Source organism: Thauera sp. ZXT1-4, from assembly GCF_052598215.2.
On record NZ_JBQWSN020000008.1, the window covers coordinates 126,818 to 141,745 of the forward strand.

Annotated in this window: 14 protein-coding genes; 10 read left to right on the forward strand and 4 right to left on the reverse strand. The window is 66.0% G+C overall.

What is annotated here, in order from left to right:
* The first annotated feature begins 100 nt into the window (after positions 1 to 100).
* From ACUH78_RS08775 to ACUH78_RS08820, 10 genes are all read left to right on the forward strand, one after another.
* A complete protein-coding gene (locus ACUH78_RS08775) occupies positions 101 to 2,077 on the forward strand; it encodes a sensor domain-containing diguanylate cyclase (protein ID WP_418363388.1) in 1,977 nt (658 codons plus the stop codon).
* A gap of 141 nt (positions 2,078 to 2,218) precedes the next feature.
* Positions 2,219 to 2,536: a flagellar transcriptional regulator FlhD gene (gene flhD / locus ACUH78_RS08780; RefSeq protein ID WP_418363387.1), complete on the forward strand. Its 318-nt coding sequence runs from the start codon at positions 2,219 to 2,221 to the stop codon at positions 2,534 to 2,536.
* 10 nt (positions 2,537 to 2,546) lie between these two features.
* Positions 2,547 to 3,125: a flagellar transcriptional regulator FlhC gene (flhC, locus tag ACUH78_RS08785; protein ID WP_418363386.1), complete on the forward strand. Its 579-nt coding sequence runs from the start codon at positions 2,547 to 2,549 to the stop codon at positions 3,123 to 3,125.
* 244 nt (positions 3,126 to 3,369) lie between these two features.
* Positions 3,370 to 4,224: a flagellar motor stator protein MotA gene (motA, locus tag ACUH78_RS08790; RefSeq protein WP_418363385.1), complete on the forward strand. Its 855-nt coding sequence runs from the start codon at positions 3,370 to 3,372 to the stop codon at positions 4,222 to 4,224.
* A 75-nt stretch (positions 4,225 to 4,299) separates the two neighbouring features.
* On the forward strand, positions 4,300 to 5,313 hold the full coding sequence (motB, locus tag ACUH78_RS08795) for a flagellar motor protein MotB (protein ID WP_418363384.1): 1,014 nt from the start codon (positions 4,300 to 4,302) through the stop codon (positions 5,311 to 5,313).
* Positions 5,314 to 5,403: 90 nt separating this feature from the next.
* A complete protein-coding gene (locus ACUH78_RS08800) occupies positions 5,404 to 6,378 on the forward strand; it encodes a chemotaxis protein (protein ID WP_418363383.1) in 975 nt (324 codons plus the stop codon).
* Between the two features lie 9 nt (positions 6,379 to 6,387).
* A complete protein-coding gene (locus ACUH78_RS08805; RefSeq protein ID WP_418363382.1) occupies positions 6,388 to 7,338 on the forward strand; it encodes a chemotaxis protein in 951 nt (316 codons plus the stop codon).
* 46 nt (positions 7,339 to 7,384) lie between these two features.
* Positions 7,385 to 7,783: a chemotaxis response regulator CheY gene (gene cheY, locus ACUH78_RS08810; RefSeq protein WP_418363381.1), complete on the forward strand. Its 399-nt coding sequence runs from the start codon at positions 7,385 to 7,387 to the stop codon at positions 7,781 to 7,783.
* Between the two features lie 32 nt (positions 7,784 to 7,815).
* The gene (gene cheZ, locus ACUH78_RS08815; protein WP_418363380.1) at positions 7,816 to 8,670 is read left to right on the forward strand and encodes a protein phosphatase CheZ; all 855 of its coding nucleotides are present in this window, start codon (positions 7,816 to 7,818) and stop codon (positions 8,668 to 8,670) included.
* An 85-nt stretch (positions 8,671 to 8,755) separates the two neighbouring features.
* Entirely contained in the window at positions 8,756 to 10,660 is a 1,905-nt protein-coding gene (locus ACUH78_RS08820; protein ID WP_418363379.1) for a chemotaxis protein CheA, read from the forward strand.
* Positions 10,661 to 10,720: 60 nt separating this feature from the next.
* Here the strand turns inward: ACUH78_RS08820 and tal are convergent, their stop codons facing one another.
* The 4 genes from tal to xseA all read right to left on the reverse strand — a co-directional run bounded on the left by tal (position 10,721) and on the right by xseA (position 14,923).
* Positions 10,721 to 11,797 (reverse strand): transaldolase, encoded by a 1,077-nt coding sequence (gene tal, locus ACUH78_RS08825; RefSeq protein ID WP_418363378.1) that lies wholly within the window; start codon positions 11,795 to 11,797, stop codon positions 10,721 to 10,723.
* Positions 11,794 to 12,663 (reverse strand): pseudouridine synthase, encoded by an 870-nt coding sequence (locus ACUH78_RS08830; protein WP_418363377.1) that lies wholly within the window; start codon positions 12,661 to 12,663, stop codon positions 11,794 to 11,796. Before ACUH78_RS08830 ends, tal begins: the two co-directional genes overlap by 4 nt.
* Positions 12,664 to 12,779: 116 nt before the next feature.
* The gene (locus ACUH78_RS08835; protein ID WP_418363376.1) at positions 12,780 to 13,364 is read right to left on the reverse strand and encodes a superoxide dismutase; all 585 of its coding nucleotides are present in this window, start codon (positions 13,362 to 13,364) and stop codon (positions 12,780 to 12,782) included.
* 137 nt (positions 13,365 to 13,501) lie between these two features.
* On the reverse strand, positions 13,502 to 14,923 hold the full coding sequence (xseA, locus tag ACUH78_RS08840; protein WP_418363375.1) for an exodeoxyribonuclease VII large subunit: 1,422 nt from the start codon (positions 14,921 to 14,923) through the stop codon (positions 13,502 to 13,504).
* Positions 14,924 to 14,928 lie beyond the last annotated feature (5 nt).

A 14,928-nucleotide genomic window follows, 5' to 3' on the forward strand; every position in this document is an offset into this window, starting at 1 on the left:
TCCGCTTGCCTGCCGCCGATGTGTGACGAAGAATGGCAGGGCGGCTGGTAGCGCGGCGCGTCCGCGCAGCCGCGGCGTGAGCGATTTGCACAGGATGAGTATGTCCCTACCGATAGACATGAAGCGTTTCGCGCAGATCAAGAGCGCGGGGGAGTTGCCCTCTCCCAGGGGCGTCGCGCTCGCGGTCATCCGCATGACGCAGTCGAGCACGGTGTCGCTGGCGGACCTCGGGCGCACCATCAAGGCAGATCCGGCGCTTGTCGGGCGGCTGATCAAGGCGGCCAACGGCATGTTCCACGAGGGCCGGCGCCCGATCGTCTCGGTGCAGGAGGCTTTGATGGTGCTCGGCCTGCCCGCGGTGCGCGGGCTTGCGCTGGGTTTCTCTTTGCTTTCCAGCTACCGAAAGGGCGCCTGCAAGGGTTTCGACTACACACAGTTCTGGTCCTCGTCGCTGCTCATGGGGCTGTCGATGCAGATGCTTACCTTGCGTCTGCGCGTTGTTTCGCCGGATGAGGCTTTCAGCCTCGGCCTGCTGGCACGGGTCGGCGAGCTCGGCCTCGCCTCCGCGTATCCGGATGCGTTCGCGAGAATTCTGGGCGAATTGCGTGCGAACCCGGGCCTGCAGCAGGGCAGGCTCGAAGATCAGGCCTTCGCCATCGACCACTGCGAACTCGGGGCAGCGATGCTGCTGGATTGGGGGGTGCCCGAGTCGCTCGCGCACCCGGTGCGCTACTACGAGCAGCCCGATCTGTCTGGTTTTGCGGAGGGGTCGCGTGAATCGGGTATCGTGCAGTGCCTTGTGCTTTCGCGCGCGATCGCACGCCTGTGCCTGCTGCCGGAGGCCGAGCACGAGGCGCTGATGCCGGCGATCCTGCGTCTTGCGAGCCGTCTGGGGCTGCCGCGTGAAGAGCTCGTTGCAATCTGCGAGCGCATCGGGCGCAGCTGGGGCGAGTGGGGCCGCCTGCTGCAGATGAATACGGGCGCCTGCCCGCGCTTCGAGGCGCTGGGCAAGGTCGAAGAGACGACGCAGGCGTGTGCCTCCCCCGATTCCGCTCAGGACGCCCGGGAGGTGCGCGACGGACTGGGCGGGCAGGATGCCGTTCCAAGGCCGCGCGCGCTTGTGCTGGTGCGCGATGAGGCTGTCCGCAAGCTCTTGCGGACGGGGTTGAATGAGCTCGGCATGATGATGTCCGAGGTGCCGGATGCGGAGAGCGCGCTGGAGCGGGCGCTGGACGTGCAGCCCCAGGTGCTCGTCGTGGAGTGGGATGAGGCGGCTGCAAGGCTCGTGCGCAGCCTTCGCGACCTGCGCATGGGACGCAGCATTCTCGTGCTTGCGGTGGTCGTGTCCGAGGATGACGCCATGCTGGTGTCGGCCTCGGCAGCGGGGGCGGACGACTTCCTCGTGCAGCCGCTTGGGCACGCCGCACTGATGTTGCGCCTGCGCAATTGCCTGCGCACGGTGGCGCTGCAGCGCGATCTGGAGCGTGAGCGTGAGGAACTGCGCAGCCACGCCGCCGAACTGGCGATTTCGAACCGCCGCTTGCACGAAGCGGCGCTGACCGATGCCCTGACCGGTTTGCCGAACCGGCGTCATGCAGGGGAGGCGCTGCGCATGGAGTGGTCCAAGTCGGTCCGTCACGCGCGCCCGCTGTCGGTGATGGTGGTCGATCTGGACAACTTCAAATCGATCAACGACACCCATGGTCATGACATCGGCGACATCGCGCTGCGTCTGGCCGCGGAGGCGGTGCGCAAGGCCTTGCGCGTGCAGGACGTGGTGTGTCGTACCGGGGGGGACGAGTTCCTCGTGCTGTGCCTGGATGCAGATCTTCCCGCTGCCTGTGCCATGGCTCAGCGGGTGTGCGAGTCCGTGCGTGCGACGGTGCTGGCGTCCGACATGCCGAAGCTGAACTTGAGCGTAAGCGTAGGCGTGGCGGAGCGGACCGTCGACATGAGCACCCCGGAGGCGCTCGTCCAATGCGCGGACCGTGGCGCGATCCGCGCGAAGCAGCACGGCCGCGACCGGGTCGTTGCGCCGCAGCGCGAGCGGCAGCCGGCTGCGGCCACCCAGGTTTGATCGGCCGGTGGAGCTGCGGATGTTGCTGGCGAGCGACAGTCAAGGGGCACGATCGGGCGCGAATCGTGACTTTGTTACTTGCTGTTGCTCAGAAAGTACTTTAAGTTCGGGGCCATTCGTCCCTGAACGGGATAGGAAGTGATGGAGCGACCAGATTTTCAGGCCGAAATCCGCGAGTTGAATCTCGCCTACCTCATGCTCGCGCAGCAGATGTTGCGCAGCGACAGGGCGACGGCGCTGTTCCGGCTCGGGATCGGTGATGAACTGGCCGACCTGATCGAATCCATGTCGGCAGCGAAGCTGGTTCGGATGGCGTCCTCGCAGACCCTGATCCCCTGCTTTCGCTTCGATGACGCGCAGATCGCCCGGCTGATGTCGGGTGAGGGGCGCGACGCCACCAGCGCAAGCCTGCATGCCGCGATTCTGGCCGCAGGGCGGGCAGCTGGAGAGACGCCATGAGGAGTCGGTAATGAAGAACAAGAGTGTCATCGAGGAAGCTGAGGACGTCCGCCGCGCGGTGGAGATGGTGCAACTCGGCGCACGCATGCAGATGCTCGAGGTCGAAACCCGCCTGAGCCGCGAGAAGCTGCTGAAGATCTACAAGGAAGTGCGTGGCGCATCGCCCCCCAAGGGCATGCTGCCGTTCTCCACCGACTGGTTCATGACCTGGCAGCCGAACGTGCATTCCTCGCTGTTCATGGGTTATCACCGCTTCTTCACCGGGCGTGGCGGCGTGCAGGGGCTGGAGGCGACCCTCAAGGCCTATCACCTGTATCTTGACCACATCGAGAGCACGGCGATGGAGCCGGTGCTCAGCCTGACGCGGGCATGGACGCTGGTGCGCTTCTTCGATGCGGATCTGCTGCAAAGCGCGGCTTGCACCTGCTGCGGTGGTCAGTTCGTGGCGCATGCGCACGATCCGGTTCAGGACTATGTGTGCGGGCTGTGCAACATGCCCTCGCGCGCGGGCTCCTCGCGCAAGAAGGTCGGCGCCCGCAAGGCGGTTTCGCGCACACGTCAATCGGCGAAGCAGGTCGAGACCGCCTGACGGGGCTGCACTGCATGTCGCGGCGCCGGGCCGCGAGTACCGATATGGGCCGCACTGGAGACAGGCGGCCCTTGTTCGTTGTGGCGTTGCGTCATCCGGTGGCGCAGCGACGCCGGCTCCGCGCATCGTTCGTGCCGCGCAACAGGATGGGCCGGTACGCTCAAGTTCCGTTCAGCGCGGTCGTTACTGCCGTCAACGACCGCCCCGCCCTTTCGCGCACCGGGCCCTTTCCATGGAGTAAGCGGTGTTCCTGATCATTGGTTACGTCATCATCCTCGCAGCCTCGCTCGGCACCTACGCGGTGCACGGCAGCCTCGCCGCGCTCTGGGTGCCGATGGAGTACCTCGCCATCATCGGCCTGATGATCGGCGGTTTCGTTGCCGGCAACGGGCCCAAGGCGGTCAAGGCAACGCTCGGCTCGCTGTCGCTGGCCGTCAAGGGCTCGAAGTACAACAAGGCGCTCTACGTCGATCTGCTCTCGCTGCTGTTCGAGATTCTTGCCAAGGTACGAAAGGAAGGCCTGATGTCGATCGAGAACGACATCGAGAATCCCGAATCCAGCCCGATCTTCGCCAAGTATCCGAGCGTGGCTGCGGATCACCATGCCGTCGAGTTCATGACCGACTACCTGCGCATGATGGTGGGTGGCAACCTCAACGCCTTCGAGATCGAGAACCTGATGGACATGGAGATCGAGACCCACCATCAGGAAGCGCACCAGGCGCCGCATATCGTCGCCAAGGTGGCGGATGCACTGCCGGCGTTCGGCATCGTGGTTGCGGTGATGGGCGTGGTGAACGTGATGGGTTCGGTCGGCCAGCCGCCAGCGGTGCTGGGCAAGATGATCGGCGGCGCGCTGGTCGGCACCTTCCTCGGCATTCTGCTTTCATACGGTTTCGTGGCGCCGATCGCCAGCCAGCTGGAGCAGAAGGTGGAGGAGAGCGGCAAGATCTACCAGGTCATCAAGGTGGTGCTGCTTGCGAGCATGAACGGCTATGCGCCGCAGGTCGCGGTGGAGTTCGGCCGCAAGGTGCTCTATGCGTCCGATCGTCCGGGGTTCCTCGAGCTCGAGCAGGAAATCAAGAGCCGCAAGGGTTGAGCCGATGGCCGCGTACCGAACACTTCATCGTGCCGCTGAGCGGCCGACGACCGGGGACCCGTCCGGGAGCATGCCGTGAGCGACGATACTCAACAGCCAATCGTCGTCAAGCGTATCAAGAAGGGCGGCGGCGGCCACCACGGTGGTGCATGGAAGATCGCGTATGCGGACTTCGTCACGGCGATGATGGCCTTCTTCCTGCTGATGTGGCTGCTCGGCTCGACAGCGCAGGGCGATCTGGAGGGGATCGCCGACTACTTCCAGAATCCGCTCAAGGTCGCGATGCAGGGGGGCGAGGGCACTGGCGACAGCTCCAGCATCATTCAGGGTGGTGGCGAGGACCTGTCGCGCAAGGTAGGGCAGGTACGGCGCGGTGATACGCCGAACACGCGCTCGATCAACATCGACGCGGCGCCATCGCGCGCGAAGCATGGGGCGGATGGGGCGGTCGAGGCCGCGGCGCGGCGCGAGCGGGCGCAGCTGATCGACCTGAAGGGCAAGCTCGAGGCCATCATCGAGGCCAATCCGACCTTGCGCCAGTTCAAGAACCAGATCCTGCTCGATATCATCAAGGATGGTCTGCGCATTCAGCTCATCGACGCGCAGAACCGGCCGATGTTCACCACCGCGAGCGCAGAGTTGCGCCCCTATACGCGTGAATTACTGCGTGAGATTGCGAAGGCCCTGAACGACGTGGAGAACCGCCTGAGCATGTCCGGGCATACCGACTCGGCGCAATATGCGGGCGGGGAGCGAGGGTTCTCGAACTGGGAACTGTCGTCCAACCGTGCGAACGCCGCGCGGCGCGAACTCGTTGCCGGAGGGCTCGAATCAGGCAAGATGGTGCGGGTCGTGGGGCTCGCGGACACCGAACATCTGGTGCTCGACAATCCGCTCGATCCTGCCAACCGGCGCATCAGCATCGTGGTCCTGAACCGGGCTGCCGAAGAGGCGATCCGAACGCAGGGCAGCCGTGCGGCGATCGAAGTGGATAGCGCGCCGGGCTTCGAGTCTGTATTTCCGGACGCCTCGGGCGCTGAGGCAGCGCAGGCGGGAGGGGGGCCACCCTCCGGAGCCATGCTGCGTTGAAAACGGGCTCAAGTTCCCGTCCCGGTAGCCGATTAAACCAACATCGCGCGAGAAACTGGACGCGCACAACCGACCGCAGAGCAGGAAATCATGTCAGAACTGCTGAAGAACATTGATGCCCGGACCCGACTCGCGGGGACGAACAAGCTCGAGATCCTCCTGTTTACGCTCGGGGTGGATGCGAGGACGGGGCGGCGCGAAATTTTCGGGATCAACGTGTTCAAGGTGCGCGAGGTGATGCGTACGCCGCAGATCACGGCGGCCCCGGACATGCCGGATGCGGTGCAAGGCATGGTGAGTCTGCGCGGCGCGCTGGTGCCGGTGGTCGATCTCGGTAGCTATGTGGGCATCGGTGGAGATGCGGCGCGCGACATCATGATCGTGACCGAATACAACGGTCACACCCAGGGCTTCCTGGTCGAGGGGGTGGATACGATCCTGCGCCTCGACTGGTCGCAGATGCGGGTGCCCCCGGAGATGCTGACCGCCCGCCTGGGGGGGCTGGTTACGGCGGTCACCGAACTCGCCGACAACCAGCTGGTGATGATGCTCGACGTGGAGCGGGTGCTGTCGGAAACCTCGAAGTACGACGACGAGTTCCTGTTCCGCGACATCCCCGCGGTGCCGGAGGGCAGCGAGCACGTGGTGTACTTCGCCGACGACTCCTCCGTGGCGCGCAAGCAGATCACGCAAACCCTTGATGCGATGAACGTCCGGCATGTCGGCTCGGTCAATGGCCGCCAGGCCTGGGAAGAATTGCGCCGCGTGGCCGCGCACGCCGACGCCTGCGGCCGGCCGGTGAGCGATTTCGTCAGCCTGGTGCTCACGGACGTCGAGATGCCGGAGATGGACGGCTACATGCTGACCCGCCAGATCAAGGCGGACCGCCGCTTCGCCGGCATTCCGGTGATCATGCATTCGTCGCTCTCGGGGATGTCGAACCAGCAGCTCGGGCTGTCGGTCGGGGTGGATGAATACGTTCCCAAGTTCGAGCCGCAGCGGCTCGCGCAGACACTGCTTCGCCTGCTCGGTGCAGCAGGCGCCGCAAGAAAGAAGGACAAGTGAGGAGCCGACATGCAAATGACTGATCGCGAAGGGTCGGGCCTGTTCGACACGGTCGATAGCCGCGCCACGCTGGCGGGCTCGAACCGGATGGAGATCCTGCTGTTCTCGCTCGGAACGAACGAGAACTTCGGCATCAACGTGTTCAAGGTGCGCGAGGTCTCGACGACGCCGTTCATCACCCGTACGCCGAACATGCCGGCCGGTGTGGAAGGGCTCATCTCGCTGCGGGGCAATGTGATCCCGGTGCTGTCCCTCGGCCGCATCCTGGGGCTGACCGAGCCCGGCGCGCCGCTTGGCGGGGCGATGATGGTCACCGAATACAGCAAGCGCACGCTGGGCTTCCTGGTGGAGTCGGTCGATCGCATCGTGCGTGTGGAGTGGGATCGCGTGCGTGCGCCCGAAAACGTCTCCGCTGCCGGCACCCAGCAGGGCTACATCACGGCGATCACCGAGTTGCCCGATGGCAGGCTGATCTCGATCCTCGATGTGGAGTCGATCCTCGCCAACACCTTCGGCGACAGCGTCATTGGTGACATCGCGCCGATTGCGGGTGGACATGATGTCAACGTCTTCTTCGTGGATGACTCGGCGGTTGCGCGGCGCAAGATCAGTGAGGTGCTGGACAAGCTCGGCGTGCGCCACAAGCACGCCCAGAACGGCCTCGAGGCCTGGAACCGGCTGCAGAGCCTGGCTGACCACGCCGAACAGACCGGACGGGTGCTGCTGGACGAAGTGGACCTCATCATGGTCGATGCCGAGATGCCGGAGATGGACGGCTACGTGCTGACGCGCAACATCAAGTCCGATGCGCGGTTCGCCGGCATTCCGGTGGTGATGCACTCCTCGCTCTCATCCGAGGCCAATCGGGCGATGGGCAGGAACGTCGGGGTGGATGCCTACGTGGCAAAATTCGACGCCGAGGTGCTTGCTGACACGATTCGCCCGATGCTGCAGCGCTGACGGTGCGCAACACCCAGAACCCTGTCAGCCGAACCGGAGAACACAGATGGCCGACCCCAAAATGAAGTTTCTTGTCGTCGACGATTTTTCGACCATGCGCCGCATCGTGCGCAACCTGCTCAAGGAACTGGGCTTCACCAATGTCGACGAGGCCGAAGACGGACAGGTGGCGCTGCAGAAGCTGCAGGCCGGCGCGTTCGACTTCGTCGTCACCGACTGGAACATGCCGAACATGGATGGCCTGACGCTGCTGCAGACCATCCGGCGCACGCCCCAGCTCAAGCATCTGCCGGTGCTGATGATCACCGCGGAGGCGAAGAAGGAAAACATCATCGCTGCAGCCCAGGCAGGCGCCAGCGGCTACATCGTGAAGCCCTTCACGTCGGGAACCCTCGCCGAGAAGCTCGAGAAGATCTTCGAGAAGATGGCGCGTCCCCAGGGTTGAGCGGGCGAGCGTGGGAATCGGAGCAAAGAACCATGAACAAGAGGTCGAGAATGGATGCAAACGGTGATTCGGACGATCTGCAGGCACTGTTCGACAGCATCGCTGCAGACCCCGTGAGCACGCCCGCGCGCCCGGCAGCGCCCTCTCCCGCGCCCGTATCGGGCGGCGACAGTGGCGACAGCGACGAACTGCAGGCGCTGTTCGACGCGGTTGCGGAACAGGGGCAGCCCCAGGCCGACGTGGCTCCCGCGCCCCCGGCGGCGGGAGAGACCGGAGATCAGGAGGCGGGCGTCGTTTTCAACCGCCTCGGGCACCTGACGCGGCAGGTGCATGACACCCTGCGCGAACTCGGGCTCGAAGCGACGATCAAGGACGCTGCAGCAGCCGTGCCCGATGCGCGCCAGCGGCTCGCCTATATCGCCCAGGCGACCGAGCAGGCGGCCAGCCGCGTGCTCAATGCGACCGATATTGCAAACCCGATCCAGGATCGGCTCTGTGACGGTGCGAAGGCCCTGTCCGCGCGCTGGGACGAATTGTATGCAGGCCGCCTCTCGCCCGAGGCGTTCAAGGACCTGAGCGCGGACACCCACCGCTTTCTGGATTCGGTGGCGGAGGGGAGCCGCGAGACCGGCGCCCAGTTGCACGAGATCATGATGGCGCAGGACTTCCAGGACCTGACCGGACAGGTGATCAAGCGCGTGGTCGAACTGGCCCAGACGCTGGAGACGCAGCTGATCCAGGTCCTGCTCGAGGCGGCGCCTCCCGAGGTTCGGGCTGAAAGGCACACCGGGCTGATGAACGGCCCTGTCATCGATTCGGAAGGGCGTACGGATGTCGTGACCAGCCAGGCCCAGGTCGATGACCTGCTCGAGAGCCTCGGCTTCTGAACTATCGCCCCGTTGCGCAACGATCTTTGCGCGCAGCGGGCTGGTGTCATCGTCGATGGCGCCGAATTGTGGAGCAAGGTGAATCATGAGTGACTTCGCAGGGATGGAAGATCTGCTGCAGGACTTCCTCATCGAGGCAGGCGACCTGCTGTCGGGAGTCGATAACAAGCTGGTGGACCTGGAGCGGTCGCCGGGCGACAAGGGCTTGCTGAACGACATCTTTCGTGGTTTTCACACGATCAAGGGCGGGGCGGGCTTCCTGAATGCGGCCGAACTCGTCACCTTGTGCCACCTCACCGAGAACCTCTTCGACAAGCTGCGCAATGGCGAGCTCTCGATCACGCCCGAGCGTATGGACGTGATCCTCGCCGCAACGGGCGCCGTGCGTGACATGTTCTCCGAGCTCGAGCGCAGTACCCAGCCCTCTGCGGCCGCCCCTGAGCTGCTGGAGAGCCTGCGTGCCGCGATCGCAGGCACCGATGCCGCGGCGGGCGGCTTGCGTGCGGCTGCACCGGCGGCGGCCAAGGAGGCGGTGAACGTGCCGCGCCAGGGCGAGCCCGATTGGGATACGCTCTACGCGGTGGTCACATCCGGAACGGTGGTCGGGCAGCCTGCTGCGGCCGCTGCGCCTACGCCTGCGGACGCGCATGGAGCCAAGCCGGTCGCCGCGGTCGAGGACGCGATCGTCAAGGCGGCCTTCGGTCGCCGGGCGACGGACGTGCCGGGCGCGCCGGCACCGATCGGCCGCCGGGAAGGGGAGCGCCAGCGCGACAACTCGATCCGGGTCGATACCTCGCGCCTGGACCAGGTGCTCAACCTGTCGGGCGAGATCGGGCTCACGAAGAACCGGCTCAATGCGCTGCGCAGCGACATCCTCGCGGGCCGGACGGACACCGATACCCTGCACGCGCTCGACCTTGCGGTCAGCCAGCTCGACCTGCTCGTCTCGGATCTGCAGAACGCGGTAATGAAGACGCGCATGCAGCCGATCGGCCGCCTGTTCCAGAAATATCCGCGCATTGCACGCGACCTTGCGCGCAGTCTGGGCAAGGACGTGGAACTGATGCTGGTCGGCGAGGACACCGAGATCGACAAGACGATGATCGAGGATCTCTCCGACCCGATCATCCACCTGATCCGCAACGCGGTGGACCACGGCATCGAGGATGCCGCCGGGCGCGCTGCGGCGGGCAAGCCCTCGCGCTCGGCCGTCCGCCTCGAAGCCCGCCAGGAGGGCGACCACATCGTCATCGTGGTGGCCGACGATGGGCGCGGGATGGACGCCGAGAAGCTGCGTGCCAAGGCGCTCTCGAAAGGCCTCATCACCGATGAGGAAGCGAGCACGATGGATGAGCGGCAGAGCTACAACCTCATCTTCCTGCCCGGCTTCTCGACTGCGGAGAAGGTTTCGGACGTGTCGGGCCGCGGCGTCGGCATGGACGTCGTGCGGACGAACATCCAGAAACTGAACGGAAGCATCGAGGTCAGCTCGCAGCTCGGCAAGGGCACGACGCTGGTCATCAATCTGCCGCTCACGCTGGCGATCCTGCCGGTGCTGCTGGTCGGGCTGGGTAATCAGCCCTTTGCGGTGCCGCTGTCCATGGTGCGGGAGATCCTGCCCATGGATCCGAAGAGCATCCAGGACGTTGGCGGCAAGGCGACGATGACCGTGCGCGGCGAGGTGCTCCCCATCCTGCCGCTCACCACGCTGCTTGGCTGGCCGCGCGAGTGCGTGCCGCAGTACGGCGTGCTGATGCAGGCCGCCGACTGGTCCTTCATTCTCGCAATCGACAATTTCTCCGGGCGTGAGGACGCGGTGATCAAGTCGCTGGACGATTTCCGGCCCAAGGGCGTGGCGGGCGTCACGACGCTATCCAACGGTCAGATCGTGCTCATCCTGGACATGAAGGAACTGCTCGACTCGACCGGCGACCGCCGGGGCATCTCGCGCGCGAATCTCTTGGCCGAGCCGGAAAGCGTAGCGGCCTGAGCGGCACGCGCCTGCATCCGGCCCCCGCGTTCGCATACAGCGACGCGGGGGCCGTGCGTTTCAGGCGGTCAGTTGCAGCAGCCCGGCGAAGGCCTCCTCGAACTGGTTCAGGCCTTCCCGTTGCAGTTGCTCGCCGATGGCGACCAGATCGATGCCTGCCGCCGCGAGGGCGACGAAGTGCTGTCCAGCCTGCTCGACGTCCTCCTCCAGCGTGTCGGCGACGCGGCCGTGGTCGCGCAGCGCCGCGAGCGTGGCGTCGGGCAGGGTGTTGATGGTTTCGGGGCCGATCAGCGGTTCGACGTAGAGCAGGTCGCTGTAGTCCGGGTTCTTGGTGCCGGTGCTTGCCCACAGCATGTACTGCGGCCGCGCGCCTGCGCTGGCGAGATCCTCGAAGCCGGCGCCGTGGAAGCGTTCCTGGTAGGCTGCGTAGGCCAGCCGCGCCATGGCGACGGCGGTCTGCCCGCGTAGTGACAGCAGATCGCCGCCGTGTGCCTCGATCCGTTTGTCCACCAAAGTGTCGACCCGCGAGAGGAACAGGCTGGCCACCGACATGACCTTCGAGACATCGCCGCCTGCCGCCTGCAGCCGGGCGAGTCCGCGCAGGTAGGCTTCCGCGACGCCCTCGCAGTGTGCGAGGGAGAACATCAGCGTGACATTGACGCTGACGCCCTCGCCGATCAGGCGTTCGATCGCCACCAGCCCCGCTGTGGTGGCCGGCACCTTGATCAGCAGATTGGGGCGGTCGACCGCTGCCTTCAGGCGTAGCCCGGCAGTAACCGTGCCTTCAGCGTCGTGCGCGAGCGCGGGAGACACCTCCAGGCTCACATAGCCGGCCGCGCCCTGCGTGTCGCGATGAAGGGGGGCGAGCAGGTCGCAGGCGCGCTGCACGTCGGGAATGACGAGCGCTTCGTAGCGCGTTTCGGCGCAGATGTCCTGCTGTTTGAGTGCCGCCAGGTCGTCCTCGTAGTAGCGACCGCCGGAGATGGCCTTGTGGAAGATGGCCGGATTGGTGGTCACGCCGGCAATGCCGTCTTCGGCGATGAAGCGCGCGAGCTGGCCTTCGTTGAGCAGGGTGCGGGAGAGGTTGTCGAGCCAGATCTGCTGGCCGTGCTGGCGTACCTGAAGCAGCGGGTTCATCGTTCTACCTGGAGAGTCGTTTCGGAGCTTGGGATCCGCAGTGCGGGAGAGGGCGATTGTGCACCGAAAGCGGGGCTCCAGCCCAGCGCCTCGACCACCGCTGCAAAATCCTCCGCCACCGGCGCCACGATCTCGAGTGGTTCTCCTGTCACCGGATGGGCGAGGGCCAGCCGCGTGCAGGCAAGCAGCATGCGATGGCTGCCGAACAGATGCTGAAACAGCCGGTTGTGGCGGCCCTTGCCATAGGTGGCGTCACCGATGATCGGATGGGCGATGTGCTTGAGGTGGCGGCGCAGTTGGTGGCGGCGGCCCGTTTCGGGGCACAGCTCCAGCAGTGCATAACGGCTGCTCGGATATCGGTCCACCGCGTGCGGCAGTTCGACCGTGGCCAGGCGGCGGTAGCGGGTGCGTGCGGGCTGGGCGACGGGTTCGGCGGTCGCGCGCGTGCCCCCTGCGGCATCGACCCCATCGTGCGCATCGAGATCCTCGGGCAGCGCATCGCGTGCGCCCGCCCCCTTGCCGCGGTGGATTTCGACCGGGTCGAGGCGGCGCACCAGGGGATGGTCGATGCATCCCCGTTCGGGTGGATGGCCGCGCACGATGGCGAGGTATTGCTTGTCGACCGCCTGCAACTCGAAGCGCTGTGCGAGTGTGCGCGCAACCTCGCGCTCGAGCGCGAACAGCAGCACGCCCGAGGTGCCGCGGTCCAGCCGGTGGGCGGGATACACGCGCTGGCCGATCTGGTCGCGCAGCAACTGCACTGCGAAACGCGCCTCGTGCGCCGCAATCGGGCTGCGATGCACGAGCAGGCCCGAGGGCTTGTGGATCGCGATCAGCGACGCGTCGCGGTAGAGGATGTCGAGCATGGGGCGTCTCGTCGGTGGCGCGCCGCCTGCTCGGCGCAGGGGGCCGGAAAGCGCGAAAGCGACCACGTGGGTCGCTTTCGCATTCGACGCGGCCGGCTGGATGCCGGCAGTGGGAATCAGGCGAAGTTCTTCGCCGCGAAGTCCCAGTTCACCAGCTTGTCGAGGAAGGTGGCGACGAAGTCGGGACGGCGGTTGCGGTAGTCGATGTAGTACGCGTGCTCCCAGACGTCGATACAGAGCAGCGCGGTGTCGCCGGTGGTCAGCGGCGTACCGGCGGCGCCCATGTTGACGATGTCCACCGAGCCGTCTGCCTTCTTGACCAGCCAGGTCCAGCCCGAGCCGAAGTTGCCGACAGCGGAGGTCTGGAAGGCCTTCTTGAAGTCCTCGTAAGAGCCCCACTTGGCCTTGACCGCATCGGCCAGCGCGCCGGCAGGCTCACCGCCGCCGTTGGGCGACATGCAGTTCCAGAAGAAGGTGTGGTTCCAGACTTGAGCCGCGTTGTTGTAGACGCCGCCCGCGGGCGCCTTCTTGACGATGGCTTCGAGGTCGAGGTTCTCGAACTCGGTACCCTTGATCAGATTGTTCAGGTTCGTGACGTAGGCCTGATGGTGCTTGCCGTGGTGGAACTCCAGCGTTTCGGCCGAGATGTGCGGGGCCAGAGCGTCCTTGGCATAGGGCAGTGCGGGAAGGGTGTGTTCCATACGGATTCTCCTGTTGTGATTTGTCTGTCTGTAGGTCTATAAAGACGTACCATTTTAGTCTTTATTGAGACGGGCTGACAATGTTGCGCCCCGCATGTTAAGCCCATCGCGGCGCGTGCGGAACACGACTGTGCAAATCAGTCGCGTGGCGCAGCTTCCCGCCCATCGCGTGCCCGGTCGCTGCCGCAGCGCATGACCCGGGTGTCCAGCCGGCCTTTTGCGAGCTGCACGCTGACCACGCTGCCGATCGCGATATCGTCCGCGCTGCGCAGTACGTTGCCGTGTTCGTCACGCGCGATTGCGTAGCCCCGGCCGAGCACGGCCTGCGGGTCGAGATGCTGGAGGTGCGAATCGAGTGCCTGCAGGCGGTCGCCGCGGCGCTCGAGCTGGGTGTGGAACGCCGTGCGCAGCCGCAGGGAGAGGGTGTCGATGCGTTCGCGCTGCACCGCTGGCCTGGGGACAGCTGCACCAAGCCGCAGACTGGACTGCGCAACGCGGAGGCGGGCGCGCTCGAGGTGGCGGTTGCCGGCGTCCCGCAGTCGCATGGCCAGCGCGTCGAGCGTGCTGCCCGCGCGCTGCAGGCGCTCGCGCGGGTGCACGAGCCGCAGTCCGGCGCGATCCAGGCGCTGGGCCAGCTCGGCGATGCGGCGTGCCATGGCCCGCTGCAAGGCCTGGTCGATGGCATCCAATCGGGCCGGGGCCGCCTGCCAGCCGCTGCTGACGAGTTCGGCTGCGCCGGTGGGGGTCGGGGCGCGCACGTCGGCGGCGAAGTCGGCGATCGTGAAGTCGGTTTCGTGCCCCACCCCGCATACCACTGGCAGCGGACACGCGCGCACGGCGCGCGCGAGCGCCTCGTCGTTGAAGGACCAGAGATCCTCGATGCTCCCGCCGCCGCGCACCAGCAGCAGCACCTCTGCGCCATCCTGTCCGGCCCGCTGGCCTGCACGCTGAATGGCGGCGCGCAGTCGTGCCGCTGCGTCGCCGCCCTGTACCGGGGCGGGGTAGAGGATCACGGGCACATGCGGTGCACGCCGGCGCAGGGTGACCAGTACGTCGCGCAGCGCGGCGGCCTGCGGCGAGGTGACGATCCCGATCGCACGCGGATGATGCGGTAGCGGACGCCTGAGCGCGGGGTCGAACAGCCCTTCCGCAGCGAGCTTGGCCTTGAGCCGGTTGAACGCTTCGAACAGGCTGCCGATGCCGGCTGGGCGCAGCGTTTCGACGTTGAGCTGATACTCCCCACGGGCCTCATACAGCGTCGGCAGCGCGCGGGCCTCCACGCGCATGCCGTTCTCCGGACGGAACGCGAGCAACTGCGCACGGTTGCGCCACATCGCGCACCGCACCTGGGCATCGGCATCCTTGAGGGTGAAGTAGACGTGGCCGGAGGCGGCGCGGGTGAGGTTTGAGACCTCGCCCCCGACCCACATCAGCGGTAGCGCGGACTCGAGCGCCTGTCGTGCAAGGCGGTTGAGTTCGGCGACGCTAAGTACCGGAGCGGACAGGAAATCGGGCGCACTGGAAAGGCCGCCTGCGGCCTGTGAGGCTTGAAATGTCATGGCGG